At 69.8% G+C, this 20,446-nt stretch carries 11 protein-coding genes, 1 pseudogene and 2 riboswitches; of the genes and pseudogenes, 7 read left to right on the top strand and 5 right to left on the bottom strand.

The features are described from left to right. Positions 1 to 172: 172 nt before the first annotated feature. Together gap and RDV84_RS01790 are read left to right on the top strand one after the other, a co-directional pair. Positions 173 to 1,177: a type I glyceraldehyde-3-phosphate dehydrogenase gene (gap, locus tag RDV84_RS01795; protein WP_250444929.1), complete on the top strand. Its 1,005-nt coding sequence runs from the start codon at positions 173 to 175 to the stop codon at positions 1,175 to 1,177. Positions 1,178 to 1,370: 193 nt separating this feature from the next. Continuing rightward, a complete protein-coding gene (locus RDV84_RS01790; RefSeq protein ID WP_078997226.1) occupies positions 1,371 to 3,020 on the top strand; it encodes a diguanylate cyclase in 1,650 nt (549 codons plus the stop codon). 223 nt (positions 3,021 to 3,243) lie between these two features. Here the strand turns inward: RDV84_RS01790 and metE are convergent, their stop codons facing one another. Continuing rightward, entirely contained in the window at positions 3,244 to 5,523 is a 2,280-nt protein-coding gene (gene metE / locus RDV84_RS01785; RefSeq protein WP_309152274.1) for a 5-methyltetrahydropteroyltriglutamate--homocysteine S-methyltransferase, read from the bottom strand. Between the two features lie 189 nt (positions 5,524 to 5,712). Continuing rightward, positions 5,713 to 5,982: riboswitch (cobalamin riboswitch) on the bottom strand. Positions 5,983 to 6,427: 445 nt separating this feature from the next. Between metE and RDV84_RS01780 the strand changes: the two genes are divergently transcribed. Then, positions 6,428 to 7,597, top strand: coding sequence for a COG3904 family protein (locus tag RDV84_RS01780; RefSeq protein ID WP_309152273.1), 1,170 nt, complete (start codon positions 6,428 to 6,430; stop codon positions 7,595 to 7,597). Positions 7,598 to 7,972: 375 nt separating this feature from the next. Here RDV84_RS01780 and RDV84_RS01775 read toward each other — a convergent pair whose 3' ends face one another. The 3 genes from RDV84_RS01775 to RDV84_RS01765 all read right to left on the bottom strand — a co-directional run bounded on the left by RDV84_RS01775 (position 7,973) and on the right by RDV84_RS01765 (position 10,674). Beyond that, entirely contained in the window at positions 7,973 to 9,019 is a 1,047-nt protein-coding gene (locus RDV84_RS01775) for an aldo/keto reductase (protein WP_309152272.1), read from the bottom strand. Positions 9,020 to 9,130: 111 nt separating this feature from the next. Further along, a complete protein-coding gene (locus RDV84_RS01770; RefSeq protein ID WP_254782744.1) occupies positions 9,131 to 9,511 on the bottom strand; it encodes an acyl-CoA thioesterase in 381 nt (126 codons plus the stop codon). 110 nt (positions 9,512 to 9,621) lie between these two features. Continuing rightward, positions 9,622 to 10,674, bottom strand: a complete 1,053-nt coding sequence (locus RDV84_RS01765; protein WP_231783951.1) for a ribonucleotide-diphosphate reductase subunit beta — start codon at positions 10,672 to 10,674, stop codon at positions 9,622 to 9,624. A gap of 61 nt (positions 10,675 to 10,735) precedes the next feature. On the opposite strand from RDV84_RS01765, the gene RDV84_RS01760 reads away from it, so the two are divergent. Continuing rightward, complete coding sequence (locus tag RDV84_RS01760) at positions 10,736 to 11,089, top strand: four helix bundle protein (RefSeq protein ID WP_309152271.1); 354 nt, start codon at positions 10,736 to 10,738, stop codon at positions 11,087 to 11,089. A 44-nt stretch (positions 11,090 to 11,133) separates the two neighbouring features. Here RDV84_RS01760 and RDV84_RS01755 read toward each other — a convergent pair whose 3' ends face one another. Next, positions 11,134 to 13,488 carry a ribonucleoside-diphosphate reductase subunit alpha gene (locus tag RDV84_RS01755; RefSeq protein ID WP_231784016.1) on the bottom strand — a complete coding sequence of 785 codons (2,355 nt, stop codon included), beginning with the start codon at positions 13,486 to 13,488 and terminating at the stop codon, positions 11,134 to 11,136. Between the two features lie 411 nt (positions 13,489 to 13,899). After that, positions 13,900 to 14,210: riboswitch (cobalamin riboswitch) on the bottom strand. A 123-nt stretch (positions 14,211 to 14,333) separates the two neighbouring features. Between RDV84_RS01755 and RDV84_RS01750 the strand changes: the two genes are divergently transcribed. The 3 genes and pseudogenes from RDV84_RS01750 to RDV84_RS01740 all read left to right on the top strand — a co-directional run bounded on the left by RDV84_RS01750 (position 14,334) and on the right by RDV84_RS01740 (position 19,826). Next, positions 14,334 to 17,111, top strand: a complete 2,778-nt coding sequence (locus RDV84_RS01750) for a DUF2339 domain-containing protein (protein ID WP_309152270.1) — start codon at positions 14,334 to 14,336, stop codon at positions 17,109 to 17,111. After that, positions 17,108 to 18,484, top strand: a complete 1,377-nt coding sequence (locus RDV84_RS01745) for a DUF3999 domain-containing protein (protein WP_309152269.1) — start codon at positions 17,108 to 17,110, stop codon at positions 18,482 to 18,484. The genes RDV84_RS01750 and RDV84_RS01745 overlap by 4 nt, the downstream gene beginning before the upstream one ends. A 281-nt stretch (positions 18,485 to 18,765) precedes the next feature. Further along, a pseudogene (locus RDV84_RS01740) lies at positions 18,766 to 19,826 on the top strand (IS30 family transposase). The last annotated feature ends 620 nt before the right edge of the window (positions 19,827 to 20,446 follow it).

Raw genomic sequence — 20,446 nt, 5'->3', positions numbered from 1 at the left:
CGCGCACTCTAAATGCGCAGTAAAACCGCAAACCTTGATTGCCATCGCAGTCCGGGCGCGGCTCACGGTCGCTCTCGGCCGCGGTCGTGCCGGACTGCGACGCCGGCCCCGCCTTGCTAGAATGGCGGTTTCCCCACTTCGACCCGCCCCGGCGGACGCAGGAGTTATCGCAATGACGATCAAGGTAGGCATCAACGGCTTCGGCCGCATCGGGCGCAACGTGCTGCGCGCGGCCGTGCAGAACTTCGACGGCGAGATCGAAATCGTCGCGATCAACGATCTGCTCGAGCCGGACTACCTGGCCTACATGCTGCAGTACGACTCGGTCCACGGCCGCTTCAAGGGCACCGTGGCGGTCGAAGGCAACACCCTGGTCGTCAACGGCAAGAAGATCCGCCTGACCCAGGAACGCGACCCGGCCAACCTCAAGTGGGACGAGGTCGGCGCCGAAGTCGTCGTCGAATCGACCGGCCTGTTCCTCGACAAGGCCACCGCGCAGAAGCACCTCGACGCCGGCGCCAAGAAGGTGGTGCTGTCGGCGCCGTCGAAGGACGACACGCCGATGTTCGTCTACGGCGTCAACGACAAGACCTACCAGGGCGAGGCGATCGTCTCCAACGCCTCGTGCACGACCAACTGCCTGGCGCCGCTGGCCAAGGTGCTCAACGACAAGTGGGGCATCAAGCGCGGCCTGATGACCACCGTGCACGCCGCCACCGCGACCCAGAAGACCGTCGACGGCCCGTCCAACAAGGACTGGCGCGGCGGCCGCGGCATCCTGGAGAACATCATCCCGTCCAGCACCGGCGCGGCCAAGGCGGTCGGCGTGGTGATCCCGGAGCTCAACAAGAAGCTCACCGGCATGTCGTTCCGCGTGCCGACCTCGGACGTGTCGGTGGTCGACCTGACCGTCGAACTCAACAAGGACGCCACCTACGCCGAGATCTGCGCCGAAATGAAGGCGCAGTCGGAAGGCGCGCTGAAGGGCGTGCTGGGCTACACCGAGGACAAGGTCGTCGCCACCGACTTCCGCGGCGACGCGCGCACCTCGATCTTCGACGCCGACGCCGGCATCGCGCTGGACGGCACCTTCGTCAAGCTGGTGAGCTGGTACGACAACGAGTGGGGCTATTCCAACAAGTGCCTGGAAATGGTCAAGGTGGTCGTCGGCAAGTAAGCCGCCGCACCGGCCCCGGGCGTGCGAGACGCGCATGGACGACGAGACCCCGCAACCGCCATCGCCGCCACCGCCGCGCCGCCTTGAACGGCGGCGCTGGCTCCGCGCCGGCACCGCGCATCGAAACAGCCCCGCTTCGGCGGGGCTGTTTCGTTTTGCGAGGCACAAAAAATCGGTTGCGGAAGCGGGCCGCATGCAGCCGGCGGTGCGGCGCGGCTTGTATCGGCAGTTCCTCGGCCTGCTGGTGATGGCGGTGGTGCTGCCGAGCCTGGCGTTCGGCGCGGCGATGGTGCTCGCCCGCTACCGGGCCGAACTCGACGAGATCGATGCGCGCACCGCCGCCAGCGCGCACGTGCTCGCGCACGAGCTCGACGAGAGCCTGGCCGCGCTGCAGGCCAGCCTGCACGTGCTGGCTGCGGCCGGCGCGCGCCACCGCCTGGACTGGAGCGTGGAACTGCCCGAGCTGCAGCGGCGCTACCCGCCGATCCTGACCTTGATCGCCACCGACGCGCGCGGCCGGGTGATCGGCGCCGCGCCGGCCGCGGCGGCCGCGCGCGCGGTCGGCTTGGACGTCTCCGACCGCGACTACTTCCGCCAGCCGGCGCGCAGCGGGCGGGATTACATTTCCGACGCCTTCGTCGGCCGCGGCCTGGGCAGCGACCCGCTGGTGGTGGTGTCGGTGCCGCGCTACCGCGACGGCGCCTTCGCCGGGGTGATCGAGGCCTCGCTGGCGCCGGCCCACGTCTACGACGAAAACGGCCACGGCGACTACGAGACCGTGCTGCTGGACCGCGCCGGCCGGGTCATCCACGCCAGCGGCGGCATCGGCCTGAAGTTCATGCAGCGCGCGGCCGACACCGGTTTCGCGCCCGCGCTGGCCCAGCGCGACGCCGGCGCCGCGCGCCGCGCGGTGCCGGTGATGCCCGACGGCGGCCACGCCTTCGTCGCCGCGGCCCGCACCCGCGGCGGCTGGACCTTGTACGCGGTGGCGCCGCGGGAACTGGCCGCGCGCCCGGCGCTGGAGCGGGCGATGTCGATGATCCAGTTGCTGCTGCTGGCGGTGCTCGGCGCGGCGTTGGCGTTCGTGTGGTATGCGCGGGTGCTGGCGCGCGCGTCCTCGCTGCTGCTGCAGCGGCTGCGCGCGCTGGCCAGCGGCGCCGCGCCGGCGCCGGGCCTGCCGGCCGGCGACGTACCGATGCCGGAGGAACTGCAGCCGGTGCTGGCCGCCATCGTCGACCTGTCGACGCGGCTCGACCACGCCCACGCCGAACTGCGCCAGAGCCTGGCCGAGCGCGAACACGACGTGGCGCAGCGCACCGAGCAACTGCGCGCGGCCCTGCGCGAACTCGACCGGGTCGCCTGCACCGACCCGCTGACCGGCGCGCTGAATCGTCGCGGCCGCGACGAATTCGTGCAGGCGCTGGCCGCGCAGGGCGCGCGCCTGGGCAGCGTCGCGGTGCTGTTGCTCGACGTCGACCACTTCAAGGCCTACAACGACCGCTACGGCCACCGCGCCGGCGACGAAGCGCTGCGCACCGCGGTGGCGGCGATCCGCGCCGAAGTGCGCGAAGGCGACGACGCGGTGGTGCGCGCCGGCGGCGAGGAATTCTGCGTGCTGATCCCCGGGGTCGGCCGGGCGCGCGTGCTCAACATCGCCCGCGCGATCCTGCTCGGGCTGTATCGCCGGGACATCGAACACCGCGACAGCGAACACGGCCGGCTGACCTGCAGCATCGGCGTGGCGATGGCCTACAGCGTGGACGAACTGGATGCGGCGATGGATCGCGCCGACGAAGCGCTGTACCGGGCCAAGCGGCGCGGGCGCAACGGGTTTTGTTCTTGATCGCGCGAGGATCGCAGCGCGGGTAGCGGATGTCGCGGCGCGTGGCCGCAGGCGGTGCGTATCGCGAAACGGCGGCGATGCGGGTTTCGCGGTGGTCGGATTGGCGCGGTTCGCAGGGAACAAACGACGGGCGTTCGCGCATCGGCGAGCGCCCGCGTCGGTTGCCTCGGCCGCGCCGGACGCGCCGCGCACGCGGCGCGACGCATCCGCCGGACCGTCCGGCTCAGGCCTCCGCCCGCGCCGCCTCGCGCAGGCCTTGCGCCGCGCTGACCATCGCCCGCAGCGCCGCGCGCACTTCCGGCCAGCCGCGGGTCTTCAGGCCGCAGTCCGGATTGACCCACAGCTGCGCCGGTTCCAGCACGTCCAGCGCCTTGTCGAGCAGCTCGCGCATCTCCGCTTCGTCGGGCACGCGCGGGGAGTGGATGTCGTACACGCCCGGGCCGATGCCGTTGGGGTAGCGGTAGCGCACGAACGCGTCGAGCAGCTCCATGCGCGAGCGCGAGGTCTCGATCGAGATCACGTCGGCGTCGAGCGCGGCGACCGCGTCGATGATGTCGTTGAACTCGGCGTAGCACATGTGGGTGTGGATCTGGGTCGCGTCGCCGACGCCGCTGGCGGCGAGGCGGAAGCTCTCGCCGGCCCAGGCCAGGTACGCCGGCCAGTCGGCGCGGCGCAGCGGCAGGCCTTCGCGCAGCGCCGGCTCGTCGATCTGGATCGCGGCGATGCCGGCCGCCTCCAGGTCCAGCACTTCCTCGCGCAGGGCCAGGGCGATCTGCCGGCAGCTGTCGGCGCGCGGCTGGTCGTCGCGCACGAACGACCACTGCAGGATCGTCACCGGCCCGGTCAGCATGCCCTTGACCGGCTTGGCGGCGTGGTCCTGGGCGAAGCGGCTCCATTCCACCGTCATCGGCCTGGGCCGGGCGACGTCGCCGAACAGCACCGGCGGCTTGACGCAGCGCGAGCCGTAGCTCTGCACCCAGCCGTGCGAGGTGAAGGCGAAGCCGTCGAGCTGCTCGCCGAAGTACTCGACCATGTCGTTGCGCTCGAACTCGCCGTGCACCAGCACGTCGATGCCGAGCGCTTCCTGCTCGCGCAGGCACTGCACGGTTTCGTTTTCGAGGAAGGCGCGGTAACCGGCGTCGTCCAGGCGCCCGGCCTTGTGTTCGGCGCGGGCCTGGCGCACCTGCGCGGTCTGCGGGAACGAGCCGATGGTGGTGGTCGGGAACAGCGGCAGCTTCAGCCGTTGCTGCTGCAGCGCGATGCGCTGCGGATAGGCGCTGGCACGGCGGGTCATCGCCGGCTCGACCGCGGCCAGGAGCTTGCGCACCTGGGCGTTGCGCAGCAGCGGCGAGGCCAGGCGCGCGGCGCGCGCGCTGGCGGCCTGGGCCAGTTCGCCTTCGGCCGCGGCGTCGCCGGCCAGCGCGCCGGCGACCAGGCGCAGCTCTTCGATCTTCTGCTTCGCGTACGCCATCCACTGCTTCAGCGGGCCGGGCAGCTTGCGTTCCAGCTCCAGGTCGGTCGGCACGTGCAGCAGCGAGCACGACGGCGCCAGCCAGCGCGCGCGTTCGCCGGCGCGGCGGGCCAGGCTCAGCGCGGCGTCGAGGTCGGCGCGCCAGATGTTGCGGCCGTCGACCACGCCCAGGCTCAGCGCGCGGTCGGCCGGCAGCAGCGGCAGCACCGCTTCGAGCTGTTGCGGCGCGCGCACCAGATCCAAGTGCAGCGCTTCGACCGGCAACTGCGCGGCCAGCGCGGCGTTGTCGCCGAGCGCGCCGAAGTAGGTCGCGAGCAGGCGCTGCGGCGAGTCGGCCTGGGCGAGCGCGTCGAAGGCGCGGCGGTAGGCGGCGCGGTCGGCGTCGTCGAGGTCGAGCGCCAGCGCCGGCTCGTCGATCTGCACCCACTGCGCGCCGGCCGCCTTGAGCGTGGCCAGCAGCTCGGCGTAGGCCGGCAGCAGCGCGTCGAGCAGTTCGCGCGGATCGCCGCCGTCCGTGCGCTTGCCGAGCTTGAGCAGGGTGACCGGGCCGAGCAGCACCGGCCGCGCGTCCAGGCCGAGCGCGCGGGCCTGGGCCAGTTCGGCCAGCGGCTTGTCGGCGCGCAGCGAGAAGCGCTGGCCGGGTTCGAACTGCGGGACCAGGTAGTGGTAGTTGGTGTCGAACCACTTGGTCATTTCCAGCGCGCGCAGGTCGCGGCGGCCGTCCTGCAGGCCGCGGGCGAGGGCGAAATAGCCAGAGAGCGGATCGTCCTCGAACGCGGCGCGGTGCGAGGCCGGGATGGCGTCGAACAGCACGGCGGTGTCGAGGACATGGTCGTAGAGCGAGAAATCGTTGCACGGCACGCTGTCGGCGCCGGCCGCGACGGCCAGGCGCCAGTGGCGTTCGCGCAATCCGGCGGCGGTGGCCTGCAGCGCGGCCGCGTCGCGGTCGCCCTTCCAGAACGATTCCAGGGCTTGCTTGAGCTCGCGCCGCGCGCCGATGCGCGGGAAGCCGAGGGTGGTGACGCTGATCATGATCAATACCTGCGATGCGTGGGCATGACGCAGGGCAACGAAGGAGACCACGGCCGCGCCGGCCCGGACGCGGGTGCGCCGGACTGCGGATCGATCCGTTGGCTTCGACCTCCGCCCCCGCGGGCGAGCCGGCCCGCCGCGCGCATCGCGCGGACGCGACGGCGAAGCGGGACCGGAGTCGGACGGAAGGCGTACCTTCCGGTCGCGGCAGGTCTTCGGGCTCGGGACTTTGAGCGAGGAGTGAGCGCAGAGGAGTGAGAAGCGAGCAAAAGCCAAAGGGCTTTACTCGCTTCTCACTCCTCTGCGCTCACCCCTCGCTCCGCCTACTAAGGCCGCTTCCCAGGCGTACCGCCCAGTGCCAAGGCCCGTTCGTTTCCCATACCGCTGCGGGGCAGCTCCGGATTCGCACCGGATTCCCTCTGGCCGGCCGCGGCGTCAACCGTGGCCGGCGTGTCCCATCGCTTTATCTGTATGAAGCGATGTTCACCGAGACGCGGCCAAGGTACGCAGCGGGCCCGGCGAAGTCAAATGACACTGCGGCGGTTTGCGGCACCGGTCGGGCCGGGACGAACGGCATCGGGCCTGAAGGCCCTCCCAAGCGTCAGGGGCGGTGCGGCAGCGGCGGGAACATCGAAGGCTCCAGCGATCGTGGGAGGGCCTTCAGGCCCGATGCTGTCCGGTCAGATCGCCGCGCTCCCGCCACGTTTGCCGCACCTGTCGGTTGCGCGCGCGAGCGGTCCGTCCTCGCCCCGGGTTCATCCGCCCCGCGTCAACATGAAGCCCGGCCCGCCCACGCGCGTCGTGCTCGTTGAGCTTGGACGAGCCTGCCGCTAACGTTTGCAGGCGCAGCGCGCGGCGCGGGCCAGGACGGTCCCGCGCGATTCCGACTCCGGTGGCTCGACACATGGTTCCGCAACGCTCCCCGTTCCTTTCCCGCAGGCTCCTGGCCGCCGCGTTCGCGGCGTTGTGCGCGCTGGCGCTGGCCGCTTGCGGCCGGGACCCGCAGGCGCCGCCGGCCGCGGCGGTGACCCTGGGCAGCCAGAACGAGATGCCCAAGCCGGCGCCGGCGGCGGTCAGCGAAGAGGACATCCTCAAGGGCACCTACTGGCCGCCGGCCAAGCTCGACGGCGGCAGCGCCCGGATCAGCTGCGAATACGACTACCCGCGCTTCGGCGACGGCGACACCCTGGAATCGCTGGACTTCTTCAGCCTGGTCGACGCGATGTCGCCGTGCCAGCAGCGCGGGGTGGTGCGGGTGCGCTACCAGGGCAAGATCGGCGCCGGCTTCACCGCGCTGACCCAGCGGGTCGCGGCGATGGCCGCGCGCATGGAGATCCCGACCCGCATCCTCGACATCGACTCCAGCGGTGGCCACGTCGAGGAAGCGCTGCGCGCCGGCGACTCCATCGCCGAATCGGGCTGGGCGATCTGGGTGCGCGAGAACTCGGTCTGCCACAGCGCCTGCGTGCTGGTGCTGGCGGCCGGCGACACCCGCTCGATCGAGGGCAAGGTCGGCATCCACCGGCTGATGCGCGACCGCTCCACCGCCACCTCGCGCGCCGAGCTCAGCCGCGAACTGCGCGCGATCAACCAGCAGGTGCGCGATTACCTGGAGCGCAACGGCGTGGCCACCGCGGTCTCGGACCTGATGATGACCGTGGCCAACCGCGACCTGCGCATCCTGACCCCGGACGAACTCAAGCAATACGGCCTGGACGGCACCAACGCCGCCCAGGACGACCTCGACCGGATCCGTCTGGCGCGCAAGTGCGGCGACGACTTCGTCCGCCGCCGCGAATCCTTCCGCCGCGCGTTCGACGCGCAGTGCATGGGCACCGGCAAGAGCTTCGAGTCGATGCCCGAATGCGCCGAGCAGTTGCAGGCCCAGTTCGGCTTCCCGGACAAGACCTGCCCGGGCGAGAGCCCGGCCGACCTGTACGCGCGCGACCTGCCGCCGCCGTTGCTGGACGAGGCCGCGGCGGGCGAGGGCGCGGCCGAGCCCGCCGACGGCAAGCCGGCCGGCGCGGCGGGCAAGAACGAGCCGCCCGCCAAGGCCGACAAGGCGGCGAAGTAGGCGTGCTGTAGGCGAGCGGCGGCGCTGCCGCGCGCGGATTCTCTGCCGTCGCTTCCGTTCCGTTTCGCCGTGGCGTTTGCGCTGCGCGTCTGTTCCGCGGCTTCGCTTCGCCTCCGATTCGCCCCGCTTCATTACCCCGTCATTCCGGCGAAAGCCGGAACCCATTTTGCCGTTGCTCTTGCGACGGTCGGAAAAGCGGAACGGCAAAATCAAGGTGGGTTCCGGCTTTCGCCGGAATGACGGGGTGGGGGAGCGCGTTGTAGTGGAAAGCGCGGCCCGCAACCGGAGTGGCGGAGTTGGGGACGTGGTGTACCGGAAAGCGCGGCCCTCAGTCGCCGCGCCCTTCTGCTTTGAAGTCCGTCTTTACCCAGCGCCTCACCAATCGCGTCGCACCCGCGCGCCGCCGAACATCGCGCCGACGATGCCGGGCAGGGCCAGGAAATCGTGCGGGAACCCCAACGCGATCGCGCTCGCCTGTTCCAGCCGTTGCAGCTGCGCGGCGCCGAGCGCGAGCTCCAGCGCGCCGAGGTTTTGCACCAGCTGCGCTTCGGTACGCGCGCCGATCACCGGCACGATCGCGCCGGGCCGCTGCAAGGTCCACGCCAATGCGACCTGCGCCGGCGGGCGCTCAAGCTCGCGCGCGATGTCGACCACGACCTCGGCGATGTCGAGCGCGCGCTCGGTCAGCGCGCCGTTGCCGATCGCGACCGCGCGCCGGCCCTGAGCCGTGGCCGGGTCGAGGTCGGCGCGCGAATACTTGCCGGTCAGCACGCCGGAGGCCAGCGGCGACCACGCGCTCACGCCGAGGCCGAGTTCGCGCGCCATCGGCAGCAGTTCGCGCTCGCTGTCGCGCTGGGCCAGGCTGTATTCGGTCTGCAGCGCCACCAGCGGCGACCAGCCGCGCAGTTCGGCCAGGGTCTGCATGCGCGCGGCCTGCCACGCCGGCAGGTCGGAGACGCCGGCGTAGAGCAGCTTGCCCGCGCGGACGAGGTCGTCGAAACCGCGCATGACTTCCTCGACCGGCGTGGTCGCATCCCAGGCATGCAGGTAGAGCAGATCGAGATAGTCGGTGCCGAGCCGGCGCAGGCTGGCCTCGACCGATCGGCGCAGGTTCTTGCGGTGGTTGCCGCCGGCGTTGGGATCGCCCGGGTCGGTGCACAGCGAGAATTTGGTGGCGATCACCAGGCGGTCGCGGCGGCCCTGGGCGAAGCGGCCGAGCAGGGTTTCCGAACTGCCACCGGTGTAGAAATTCGCGGTGTCGACATAGTTGCCGCCGCGTTCGAGATAGGCGTCGAACACGCGCCGCGCTTCGTTCTCGTCGCTGCCCCAGCCCCAGTCGTCGCCGAAGGTCATGGTGCCCAGGCAGATCGGGCTGATGCGCAGGCCGCTGCGGCCGAGGGTGCGGTAGTGGTCCAGTTGCATCGCGGTATCCGTAGTGGAGGTGCGAGGCACTGTAGGAATCGCGCGCGCCGAGGAATATCCGCAGCTTGCGCCGGCGCGGCGGCGCGCCGGATCGCTGTGTTGCGGCGTCGGCTACGCCTGCGCGGCCGGCAGCGGCGGCACCGCGGTCGGCTTGCCCTCGACGTCGAGCGCGATCATGGTGAAGCGCCCGCGCGTGGCCAGCTGCGATTCGCCGGTCAGCAGGTCCTCGCGGATCATCTCGACTTCGACCTGCATCGAGGTGCGGCCGGTTTCGACCACGCGCGCGATCAGCTCGACCAGCGCGCCCTTGGGCACCGGCAGGTGGAAGTCGATCTGCTCCGAGCGCGCGGTGACCACGGTGCGGCGCGCGTAGCGCGAGGCGGCGATGAAGGCGGCCTTGTCCATCCACGCCAGCGCCTGGCCGCCGAACAGCGTGCCCAGGTGGTTGGTGTGGTCGGGGAAGACGATCTCGGTCATGCGGGCTTCGGTCATGGGGCGAGAAGCGAGCGAAGAGGAGTGAGGAATGAGCATGGGAAACGAGCGAGCGCAGAGGGCGAAGCGAGCCTGCGCTCACTTCTCGCTCCTCTACGCTCACTCCTGCTTCAAAAGGCTTCGTCGAACGCCACTTCGCCCTGCACGCCGACCTGATACGCCGACACCCGACGTTCGAAGAAGTTGGTCACTTCCTGCACGTCCTGCAGGTCCATGAACGCAAACGGGTTGGTCGCGCCGAAGTGCTTGGGCATGCCGAGCTGGACCATGCGCTGGTCGGCGCAGTACTCCAGGTACTGGCGCATGTCCTTCAGCGACAGGCCGACCACGCCGCCGGACAGCACGTCCTGGGCGAACAGGTATTCGCAGTCCACCGCCTCTTCGAACATCTTCACCACCTGCGCGCGCAGTTCGTCGTCGAACAGGTCCGGCTCTTCCTCGCGCGCGGTGCGGATGACCTCGAACGCGAACGCCATGTGGCAGCTCTCGTCGCGAAACACCCAGTTGGTGCCCGAGGCCAGGCCGTTGAGCAGGCCGCGCGAGCGCAGGTAATAGACGTAGGCGAACGCGGCGAAGAAGAACAGGCCTTCGATGCAGCCGGCGAAGCAGATCAGGTTGAGCAGGAACTGGCGGCGCTGCTCGCGCGTCTCGATCCGCTGCACGCCCTGGATCGAGTCGATCCAGCGGAAGCAGAACTCGGCCTTGGCCCGGATCGAGGGAATGTTCTCGACCGCGTCGAAGGCCTTGGCGCGCTCGTTCGGGTCGGGCAGGTAGGTGTCGAGCAGGGTCAGGTAGAACTGCACGTGCAGCGCTTCCTCGTACAGCTGCCGCGACAGGTACATGCGCGCTTCCGGCGCGTTGATGTGCTGATACAGGTTCAGCACCAGGTTGTTGGAGACGATGCTGTCGCCGGTGGCGAAGAACGCGACCAGGCGCTCGATCAGATGCCGCTCGGCCGGGCCGAACTTGTGCTTGAGGTCGTTGACGTCCTGGGAGAAATCCACTTCCTCGACGGTCCAGGTGTTGCGGATGGCGTCGCGGTACATCTCGTAGAACTGCGCGTAGCGCATCGGGCGCAGGGTCAGGTCGAAGCCTGGATCGAGCAGCTTAGGAGTGAGCGGAGAGGAGTGAGGAGTGAGCGAGGACATCGCTGACGAGGACATGGGCGGTTTTCCTAATGCAGGTGTGCCGGCGAGCTGAGACCTTGGGGGCAAGGAGGCCGTCGTGCACTACCAAGAAACTGTTGTCTGGAATAAAGCTATTCGACTGGCCGAAAAGGTCTGTCTGGTGTCTCGGCAATTGCCGGCGATGGAGCGATTCGGTATGAGGTCGCAACTCAACAGGGCGGCAATTTCGGTGCCGAGCAATACGGCTGAGGGATGGACTCGCGAATCCAAGCGCGAGAGACGGCAGTTTCTGTCGATCGCGCACGGATCTTTGGCGGAGCTACACACCCAGTTGCTGATTTGCGAGCGGGTAGGCTGGTTGCGAACCGCCGATCTGCCAGAAATAAAATCGCTGATCGACGAGATAAGCCGCATGCTCACCGTCCTGAGAAGAGCAGCCAGGCACCCCTGACCGCCCTTGCTCACTCCTCACTCCTCTCCGCTCACTTCTCGACCTTACTGGCAAGCCTCGCAGGCTTCCGGATTTTCCAGCGAGCAGGCGATCGCGTCGCTCTCGGTGTATTCCGGCTTCGGCGCCACCGGCGCTGCGGCCGGCGCGCTGACCGTTGTCTTGGCGATCTTGGTCGCCGGACGCGAGCGCAGGTAGTACGTGGTCTTCAGGCCCTTCTTCCAGGCGTACATGTACATCGAGCTGAGCTGGCCGATGTTCGGGCTCTCGATGAACAGGTTCAAGGACTGGCTTTGATCGATGAACGCGCCGCGGTCGGCGGCCATGTCGATCAGCGAACGCATCGGCAGTTCCCACGCGGTGCGGTAGACCTGGCGCAGCGATTCGGGGATCTCCGTCACCGCCTGGATCGAGCCTTCGGCCATCTTGATCCGGTCGCGCATTTCCGGCGTCCACATGCCGAGCTTCTTGAGCTCCTCGACCAGGTACTTGTTGACCACCAGGAAGTCGCCCGACAGGGTCTCGCGCTTGAACAGGTTCGACACCTGCGGCTCGATGCACTCGTAGCAGCCGGCGATCGAGGCGATGGTCGCGGTCGGCGCGATCGCCACCAGCAGCGAGTTGCGCAGGCCGTGCTGCTTGATGCGTGCGCGTAGCTCGGTCCAGCGCTCCGGCTGCGACGGTTCCACGCCCCAGGCTTCGAACTGCAGTTCGCCGATGCTGGCGCGGGTGTCTTCGTAGCCGGGGTGCTTGCCGTGCTCCATCGCCAGTTCGTTCGACGCCGACAGGGCGTGGAAGTAGATGGCTTCGGCGATCTCGCGGCCGAGCTTGCGCGCCGGCTCGGAGTCGAACGGCAGGCGCAGCTTGAAGAACACGTCCTGCAGGCCCATCGTGCCGAGGCCGACCGGACGCCAGCGCAGGTTGGCGCGGCGCGCGGTCTCGATCGGGTAGAAGTTCAGGTCGATCACGCGGTCGAGCTGGCGCACGGCCAGGCGCACGGTCTCGGCGAGCTTTTCGAAATCGAACGCGCCCTTGCCATCCTCGAAGATTTCGACGTGGTGCGACAGGTTGATCGAGCCGAGGTTGCACACCGCGGTTTCGTCCTGCGAGGTCACTTCCAGGATCTCGGTGCACAGGTTCGACAGGTGCACCACGTTGCCGTCGCGCAGGGTCTGGTTGCAGGCGCGGTTGGACTTGTCCTTGAAGTTCATCCAGCCGTTGCCGGTCTGCGCCAGGGTGCGCATCATCCGCGCGTAGATGTCGCGCGCCTTGACCTTCTTGACCGCTTGGCCGGCGGCCTCGGCGGCGCGGTAGGCGCGTTCGAACGACTCGCCCCACAGGTCGGTCAGCTGCGGCACCTTGGCCGGGTCGAACAGCGACCAGTCGGCGTCGGCCTCGACCCGGCGCATGAATTCGTCGGGAATCCAGTTGGCGAGGTTGAGGTTGTGGGTGCGGCGCGCTTCGTCGCCGGTGTTGTCGCGCAGTTCCAGGAACTCTTCGATGTCGGCGTGCCACGGCTCCAGGTACACGCAGGCCGCGCCCTTGCGCTTGCCGCCCTGGTTGACCGCGGCGACCGAGGCGTCGAGCGTCTTCAGCCACGGCACGATGCCGTTGCTCAGGCCGTTGGTCGAGCGGATCAGCGAGCCGCGCGCGCGGATGCGGGTGTAGCTCAGGCCGATGCCGCCGCTGAACTTGCTCAGCTTGGCCACGTCCATGTAGCGCTTGTAGATCGCTTCCAGCGAGTCTTCCGGCGAATCCAGCAGGAAGCAGCTCGACAGCTGTTCGTGGGTGGTGCCGGAGTTGAACAGGGTCGGCGAGGACGGGATGTAGTCGAGCTGGGCCATGCGCCGGTACAGCGCCAGCGCGTCGGACACGTCTTCGCTCAGCGCGCAGGCGATGCGCAGGAAGAACTGCTGCGGGGTCTCGATGACGGTGCGCGCGGTCGGGTGGCGCAGCAGGTAGCGGTCGTACAGGGTGCGCAGGCCGAAGTAGTCGAACTTGGCGTCGAGGTTGCGGTCGATCGCGTCGTTGAGCTTGCGCGCGTTGGCCTGGACGAAGTCGAGCAGGCGCTGGTTGATCAGGCCCAGGTCGAAGCCGCGCTGGACCGACTGCGAGAACGCGTGGATCTCGATCCCGGCGACTTCCTTCTCGATCACCCCGGCGAGCAGGCGCGCGGCCAGGCGGCCGTATTCGGGCTCTTCGGCGGTCAGCAGCGCGGCGGTGCGGATCGACAGCTCGTCGAGCTCGCGCGTGGTCGCGCCGTCGTACAGGCCGGAGATGGTGCGGGTGGACACGCGCATCGGGTCGACCGAATACAAGCCTTCGGCGCAGCGGGTCACCGCGCGCACGATCTTGTTGAGGTCGACCGGCTCGCGGCGGCCGCTGCGCTTGGTCACGCTCATCGTCAGGTTCGCGGCCGGCGGGGTCAGCGCGAAGCCGGGCGCGTCTTGTGCGCTGCGTGCCGGTTTGACGTTGGTAGCGGGGGCGGCGGCGGCGTCCGCGGCGGGGGCGACGGACGAATCGGTTTCCAGTGTGGTCATGGCATTGCTCCGGGGCGTGGGTGCACGGTGCGGAGAACGCGGACGCGCCATCGGCAGCGAACCGCATAAAGCGGCGTCGCCGACGGCACGGCCGTGCCCCCGCGGGCGCGGAGCGTCGGAGCGCTGGCTGGGTGTCGCGCGCGCCGGAAGGTTCCGGGCACGGGCCGCTCCGCGCATGGCGCCGAAGCGGTCGGACGCGACGGTGGCCCCGTCGTGCCGCGACACCGGCCGGTCTTCCCCCGAAGACTCCATTGGGCCGGGACCGCGCGGTTGTGCGACGCGCGGCTGTCGGCAGGTCTTCGGGCTCGGGACTCAGAGCCAGAAACAGAGCGGAGAGGAGTGAGGAGCGAGCCGCAGCGATCCGCCTTCGCTCACTCCTCACTCCTCTCCGCTCGTTCCTCGCTTTTGTCCTACTGGGGCCGCTTCCCAGGCGCTTGTCGCGCCCAGTGCCATGGCCCGTTCGTTTCCCATACCGCTGCGGGGCAGCGCCGGCTTCGGCGGCCGCGCGGCGATCCGCGGGCCCTCCCTACCGGCTTCCCTATTCAGCCGGTCTCTCGACCGGCACCGACGGACACAACATAGTGGGGTTCGTCGATTTCGTCAACGCGATATGTGGTGAGTCAGCAAGGTATGCACGGGGTGAAGGACACCCCCGCAAGGTGCCGTGGTTGGTGTAACGTGCCCGCCATAAGGATAGGGGAAACGTGATGGAATCGCTGATTGTCTTGCTGGTCCTCGCGGTCCTGGCGGTACCGGTGCTGCTGGTGGTCGCGCTGGTCCAGCTCGGCTCGCTGCGCGGCCGGGTGAGCGGGCTGGAGCGCGAAGTCGAGCGCCTGCGCCAGTCGGGCGGACCGGCGGGCCACCAGGCGACCCTGGCCGAATCGAGCGCACGCGAGGCCGCGGCGCGGGCGCAGGGCGAGCGCGTTTCGGCGCCTTCCGTCGCCGTCCCGGCCGCCCCCGGCCCTGCGAGCGCGGCACCAGAGCGCCCCGCGGCGACCCCGGCGCAACCGCCGCCGCTGCCCGCGGCTGCGCCGCCCTCGACTTCGGTGCCCCCGACCTCGACGCCCGCCGCGCCGGTGCCGCCGCCGCGCCCGCAGGCGCCGCGCGCGCCGGCTCAGCCGGACGTCGTCACCGTCGCCGCGCGCTGGCTGCGGCGCTGGTTCACCGAGGGCAACGTGCCGGTCAAGGTCGGCATGCTGGTGCTGCTGGCCGGCGTCGCCGCCCTGCTCAAGTACGCCAGCGACCAGGGCTGGATGCGGGTGCCGGTGGAACTGCGCCTGGCCGGCGTCGCCGCCGCGGCGATGGCCGCGCTGGTGTTCGGCTGGCGCCAGCGCGAACGCAAGCGGGTGTTCGCGCTGAGCCTGCAGGGCGGCGCGATCGGCGTGCTGCTGTTGGTGGTGTTCGCCGCGTTCAAGCTCTACGGCATGATCCCGGCCGGCGCCGCGTTCGCGCTGAGCGTGGTGCTGGTGGCCGGCACCGGCGTGCTGTCGGTGAAGCAGAACGCGATGGCGCTGGCGGTGTTCGCGATCCTCGCCGGCTTCCTCGCGCCGATCTGGCTGTCGACCGGCTCGGGCAACCACGTCGCCCTGTTCGGCTACTACGCCGTGCTCAACGCCGGCATCTTCGCCATCGCCTGGTGGCGGCCGTGGCGGGTGCTGAACCTGCTCGGCTTCGCCTTCACCTGGGGCATCGGCACGCTGTGGGGCGTGCTCAAGTACCGGCCGGAGCATTACTCGACCACCGAGCCGTTCCTGCTGCTGTTCTTCGCCTTCTATCTGCTGATCCCGGTGCTGTACGCGCGCCGCCGCGCCGCCGGCCGGCGCGACCTGATCGACGGCTGCCTGGTGTTCGGCACGCCGCTGATCGCCTTCAGCCTGCAGGCCGGGCTGCTGCAAGGCGCGCGCATGCCGCTGGCGTTCTGCGCGCTGGGCCTGGGCGCGCTGTACGCGGCGCTGGCGTGGTGGCTGCGCCGCGACTCGCGCTTCTTCGCGCTGAGCACGCCGTACGCGCTGCTCGGGGTGGGCTTCGCGACCCTGGCGGTGCCGCTGGCGCTCGCCGCCGAGGCCACCGCCTGCGTGTTCGCGCTGGAAGGCGCGGCGTTGGTCTGGCTCGGCCTGCGCCAGCAGCGCCTGCTGCCGCAGCTGACCGGCGCCGGCTTGCAACTGGCCGCGGCGATGGCCTTCGCGATCGGCGCCAGCGACGAGATCTGGGACGCGCGCTGGATCTTCCTCAACGCCAACTTCGCCGGCGCGTTGCTGATCGCGCTGGCCGGCCTGGCCAGCGCCGCCAGCTACCGCCGCAGCGCCGCGGCCGGTGCGCCCGCGGCGCTCGCCGGGCTGTACTACTTGTGGGGCCTGCTGTGGTGGCTGGGCGCGTTCGCCGGTCAGATCGAGGCGTTCGTGCCGTCCGCCGCGCGCGCCAACGCGGGTTTTGCGCTGACGGTGGCGAGCGCCTGGCTGGCCGCGGAAATCTTCGCCCGGCATCCGTGGCGGGCGCTGTCGGCGACCGCGATGCTGGCGCCGGCGGTGGCGGCCCTGTTCGCCTTGTGGCACATCGACGGCCACCTGTGGCCGTTGCGCAACTGGGGCTGGCTGGCGTGGGCGGCGTATGCGCTGCTGGGCTGGCGCCTGCTGCGCGCGTTGCGCGCGAGCGGCAAGGGCGAACTCGCGTTCGCCCATCTGGGCTGGCTGTGGTCGTGGGCGATCCTGCCCGGCGTGTGCCTGCAGCTGTGGCTGCGCGACGACGCCACCGCGTTCGGCTCGGGCTGGCAGTTCGCCGCATTGACCGCGCCGCTGCTGGCGATGGCCGCGGCCTGCCTGTGGCGGCCGGGCCTGATCGAGCGGCCGGTGGCCGAACGCTTCGCGCAGTGGCGCGGCGGGGCGATGGCGGGCTTCGCGTTGGTGCTGGCCTTTGCGACGATCGTGCGCCTGGGCAGCGACGCCGACCCGGCGCCGCTGATGTGGCTGCCGTTGCTCAATCCGCAGGCCCTGATCCAGTGGGGAACCCTGTCGGTGCTCGGCGCCTGGCTGGCTTCGACGCTGGTCCCGGCCGGTCTCGGCCGGCGCCGGGTGCCGCTGCTGGCGTTGGGCGGCTTCGCCCTGGTCACCGTCGAGGTGCTGCGCAGCGCCCACTTCTGGGGCGGCGTGGCCTGGAGCCCGTCGATGTATTCGGCCAGCCTGGTGCAGACCAGCCTGACCGTGACCTGGAGCGTGCTCGGCGTGGCCGGCTGGATCGCCGGCTCGCGCCGCGGCCAGCGCGGGCTGTGGCTGGCCGGCGCGGTGCTGATGGCGGTGGTGCTGGCCAAGCTGGTGCTGATCGACCGCAGCCACCTGGGCAACCTGTTGGGCATCGCCTCGTTCATCGCCTACGGCCTGTTGTGCACGCTGGTCGGCTACTTCGCGCCGGCGCCGCCGTCGCGCGATGCGCAGGCCGATGGCGGCGAACCTCCTTCCGATTCACGCACCGAGCAGGACGCTTCCGCATGAAATCCCGTTCCCTCACGCTGGCGCTGCTGGTTCTCGCCTTGCCGCTGGCCGCGGCGCCGCGCCAGGACTATGCGCGGCAATGGCCGTTGCAACTCAGCCGCGACGACGGCGGCGCGTATCGGGTCGAACTCGATCCGTCCGTGTACGCGCAGGCGCAAAGCGCGCAGTTGCGCGACATCGACGTGATCGACGCCGGCGGCGCCATCGTGCCGGCCGAGGTGTTCGCGCCGGAGCAACCGCTGGCGCGCGCGCCGCAGCGCCGCTCGCTGCCGTGGTTCCCGCTGCCGGCCGCGCCGGCCGGGACGAACAAAGGCTGGGAGCTGATCAGCGAAGTGGAAACCGACGGCCGCCTGCGCCGGGTCGAAGCGCGCAGCACCGCCGGCGACACCGCCAAGCTGCCGCAGACCGCGCTGCTGATCGACGCCAGCGCGGTGCGCGCGCCGATCCAGGCGTTGCAGCTGCAATGGGCGCCGGGCGCGGCGCTGGACGCGGCCTATTCGGTCGAGGCCAGCGACGACCTCGACCATTGGCGCAGCGTGACCAGCAGCGGCCGCCTGCTCGACCTGCAGCGCGACGGCCAGCGCCTGGTGCAGCGGCGCATCGCCTTCGACGCGGTCGGCGAACAGGCGCGCTACCTGCGCTTGACCCCGCAGGACCCGCAACGCGGCGCGCAGATCGTCGCGGTCGAAGCGGAGCTGAGCGCGACCGCGGCCGGCGCGCCGCTGCAATGGCGCGAACTCAAGGGCGCGCGGGTGCAACTCAAGGACGGCGGCGTTGCGTTCGAATACCGCCTGGACGGGCGCTTCCCGATCCAGCAGGCCGACGTCGCGCTGCCCGGCAACCACGCCCTGCAGTGGCGGCTGGACAGCCGCGACAGCGAAGACGAAGGCTGGCGCGCGCAAGCCGGCCCGTGGATGGCCTACGCGGTGGCCGGGCAGGGCGCGGGCGACCGCTCGCCCGCGCGCCAGCTTTCCGGCACCTCGCGCGACCGACTGTGGCGCCTGCGCGCCAGCGGCGCGGTGCCGGGCGAACCGGTGCTGCGCCTGGGCTACCGCCCGGAAGTGGTGGTGTTCCTGGCCCAGGGCCAGCCGCCGTACGCGCTGGTCGCCGGCAGCGGCCGCGCCGCGCGCGCCGATTCGCCGCTGTCGCAGTTGGTGGACGCCTTGCGGCAATCGCGCGGCAACGACTGGCGTCCGGCCGAGGCGAGCCTGGGCGCGCCCAGCGACCTCGCCGGCGCCGCGGCGCTGGCGGCGCCGGAGCCCGAGCGCGACTGGCGTTCGTGGCTGTTGTGGGCGGTGCTGGTGGGCGGGGCGTTGATCGTGGTGGGCTTCGCAATGAGTCTGTTGCGTTCGGGGAAGACGCCGCAAGCGTGAGGCAACGCGCTTGGTGTCGCGATGGCTTTGGGTGTTGTTGCGGCAGTGCTGGAAATTCATAGCCGTTGCCGTTGCTTTTCCTCCACATCGAGCAAGGCCATAGTTCCGCAGACCCGGAGGGCGCGCGCATGGATGCGCGCGTGCGCCGTAGGGGCAGGATGCCCCTTACGGCGCATCCCCGCGAAAGGTGCTGGACCTAGTGGCTTGTGACCTTAAACAAGCGTTTTTCTTTGGCTGCTGGTCTCTAACCTCAAGTGCATCACCTCAGTGAGGCACTGTGAATGGGCCAGCAGTATTCACATCTGAGCGCAGAAGAGCGCGGGGCCATCATGGTCTTGATCGCCCAAGGGGCGAGCGGACGGCAAATCGCCCAGACGTTGGGTCGGGCGCAAAGCACCATCGCTCGCGAGTTGCGCCGTAATGGGTTTCGGTCCCATTCGGGGCCGCCGCTGCGCGGACGCCCCCGTTTCGACCCTGGCTACGATGCGACCCGGGCGGGCCGGCGGGCCCAACGGCTGCGTCGGCGGGCGCGGGTGCGCCGCAAGCTGCGACGCGACACCGTGCTGTGGCGACGCGTGCGCTATTGGCTGGAACGGTGCTGGTCGCCGCAACAGATTGCCGACAAACTGCGCGATCTGTACCCGGACCGGCCCTGGCTGCGCGTGTCGCACGAAACGATCTATACCGCGATTTATGCGATGCCGCGCGGCGAATTGCGCCGCCAGGTGACCCGTCTGCTGCGGCAGGGGCGCAAGTCCGGCCGCCGCACGCGCCAGGGAAGCGACGCCCGCGGCCATCTGCCGGATCTACCAACATCCGCCTGCGGCCGCCGGCCGCGCATGAGCGCCTGATGCCGGGGCATTGGGAGGGCGACCTGATCGTGGGCGCGCACAATCGCTCGGCGATTGGGGTATTGGTCTGCCGCCGCACCTTGTACGTCAAGCTGGTCAAGCTCGCCGACGCGACCGCGCACACGGTGCTGGAGGCCTTCAGCTCGGCGTTCGAAGGTGTGCCGGAAAGTTTGAAGAAGACCTTGACCTACGACCAGGGCAAGGAAATGGCATCGCATCGGCAGTTGAGCGAACGCACTGGTTTAGCGATCTACTTCGCCGACCCCCATAGCCCGTGGCAACGCGGAACCTGCGAAAACACCAACGGCTTGTTGCGGCAATACTTTCCCAAGGGCACCGATCTGTCGGTGCATTCTGCGCAGCGCCTCAAGGAGGTGGCGTGGGAAATGAACAACCGCCCCCGTCGTAGCCTGGGCAGGCGCTCGCCCGTCGAGGTGCTCTATGAGGAACTCAAAAACCCGCGGGCGCAGGGTGATGCACTTGGACATTGACTCCGCCGCTACTTTCTTTTGTCGCGCTGACAAAAGAAAGTAGCTCGGCCGCTTGCGGACGAAAGCTCTTGATGGTGGCTTGTCGTCGCGCGACACATCGATAACGGCGAAGGCAGCAGCAAAATCAAAATGGGCTCCGGCTTTCGCCGGAATGACGGGCGAGGGGTTGCGTATCCGACTGTAGGAGCGGCGCGAGCCGCGACCACGGCAACGCAGCTACGACGGAACTTTCACTGTGTTTGCGATGGCGCGGTCGCGGCTTGCGCCGCTCCTACAGGGGGCGTGCCGCGGCGGGTTCTGCTTTTGCGTGTGCCTGCTGGTGACGACAAGCGAAGATCAAGGGCTTCCGTCCGCAAGCGGCCGGGTCACTTTCTTTGTCTTAAGCCACAAAGAAAGTAACCAAAGAAAAGGCCTTATCTTTTTCGGATCAAGAGCCACTATGGCTCGAAAGGGGCGCGGGGCCGCGCCATAAGGGGCATCCATGCCCCATGGCGCGCGTGCGCATCCATGCGCACGCCCTCCGGGGCTGCGGGACGGCTGCGTCGGGCTCAGGGGCGAGCACAAGCAGCGGTAACAGCAACGACAACGGCAACGGCAACGGCAAGATCAAAATGGATTCC

Origin of the sequence: Lysobacter yananisis (assembly GCF_031199375.1) — a bacterium.
GTDB lineage: Bacteria > Pseudomonadota > Gammaproteobacteria > Xanthomonadales > Xanthomonadaceae > Lysobacter > Lysobacter yananisis.
Note: the sequence above shows the minus strand (reverse complement) of the source record. Positions and strands in the feature narration are given on the sequence as shown.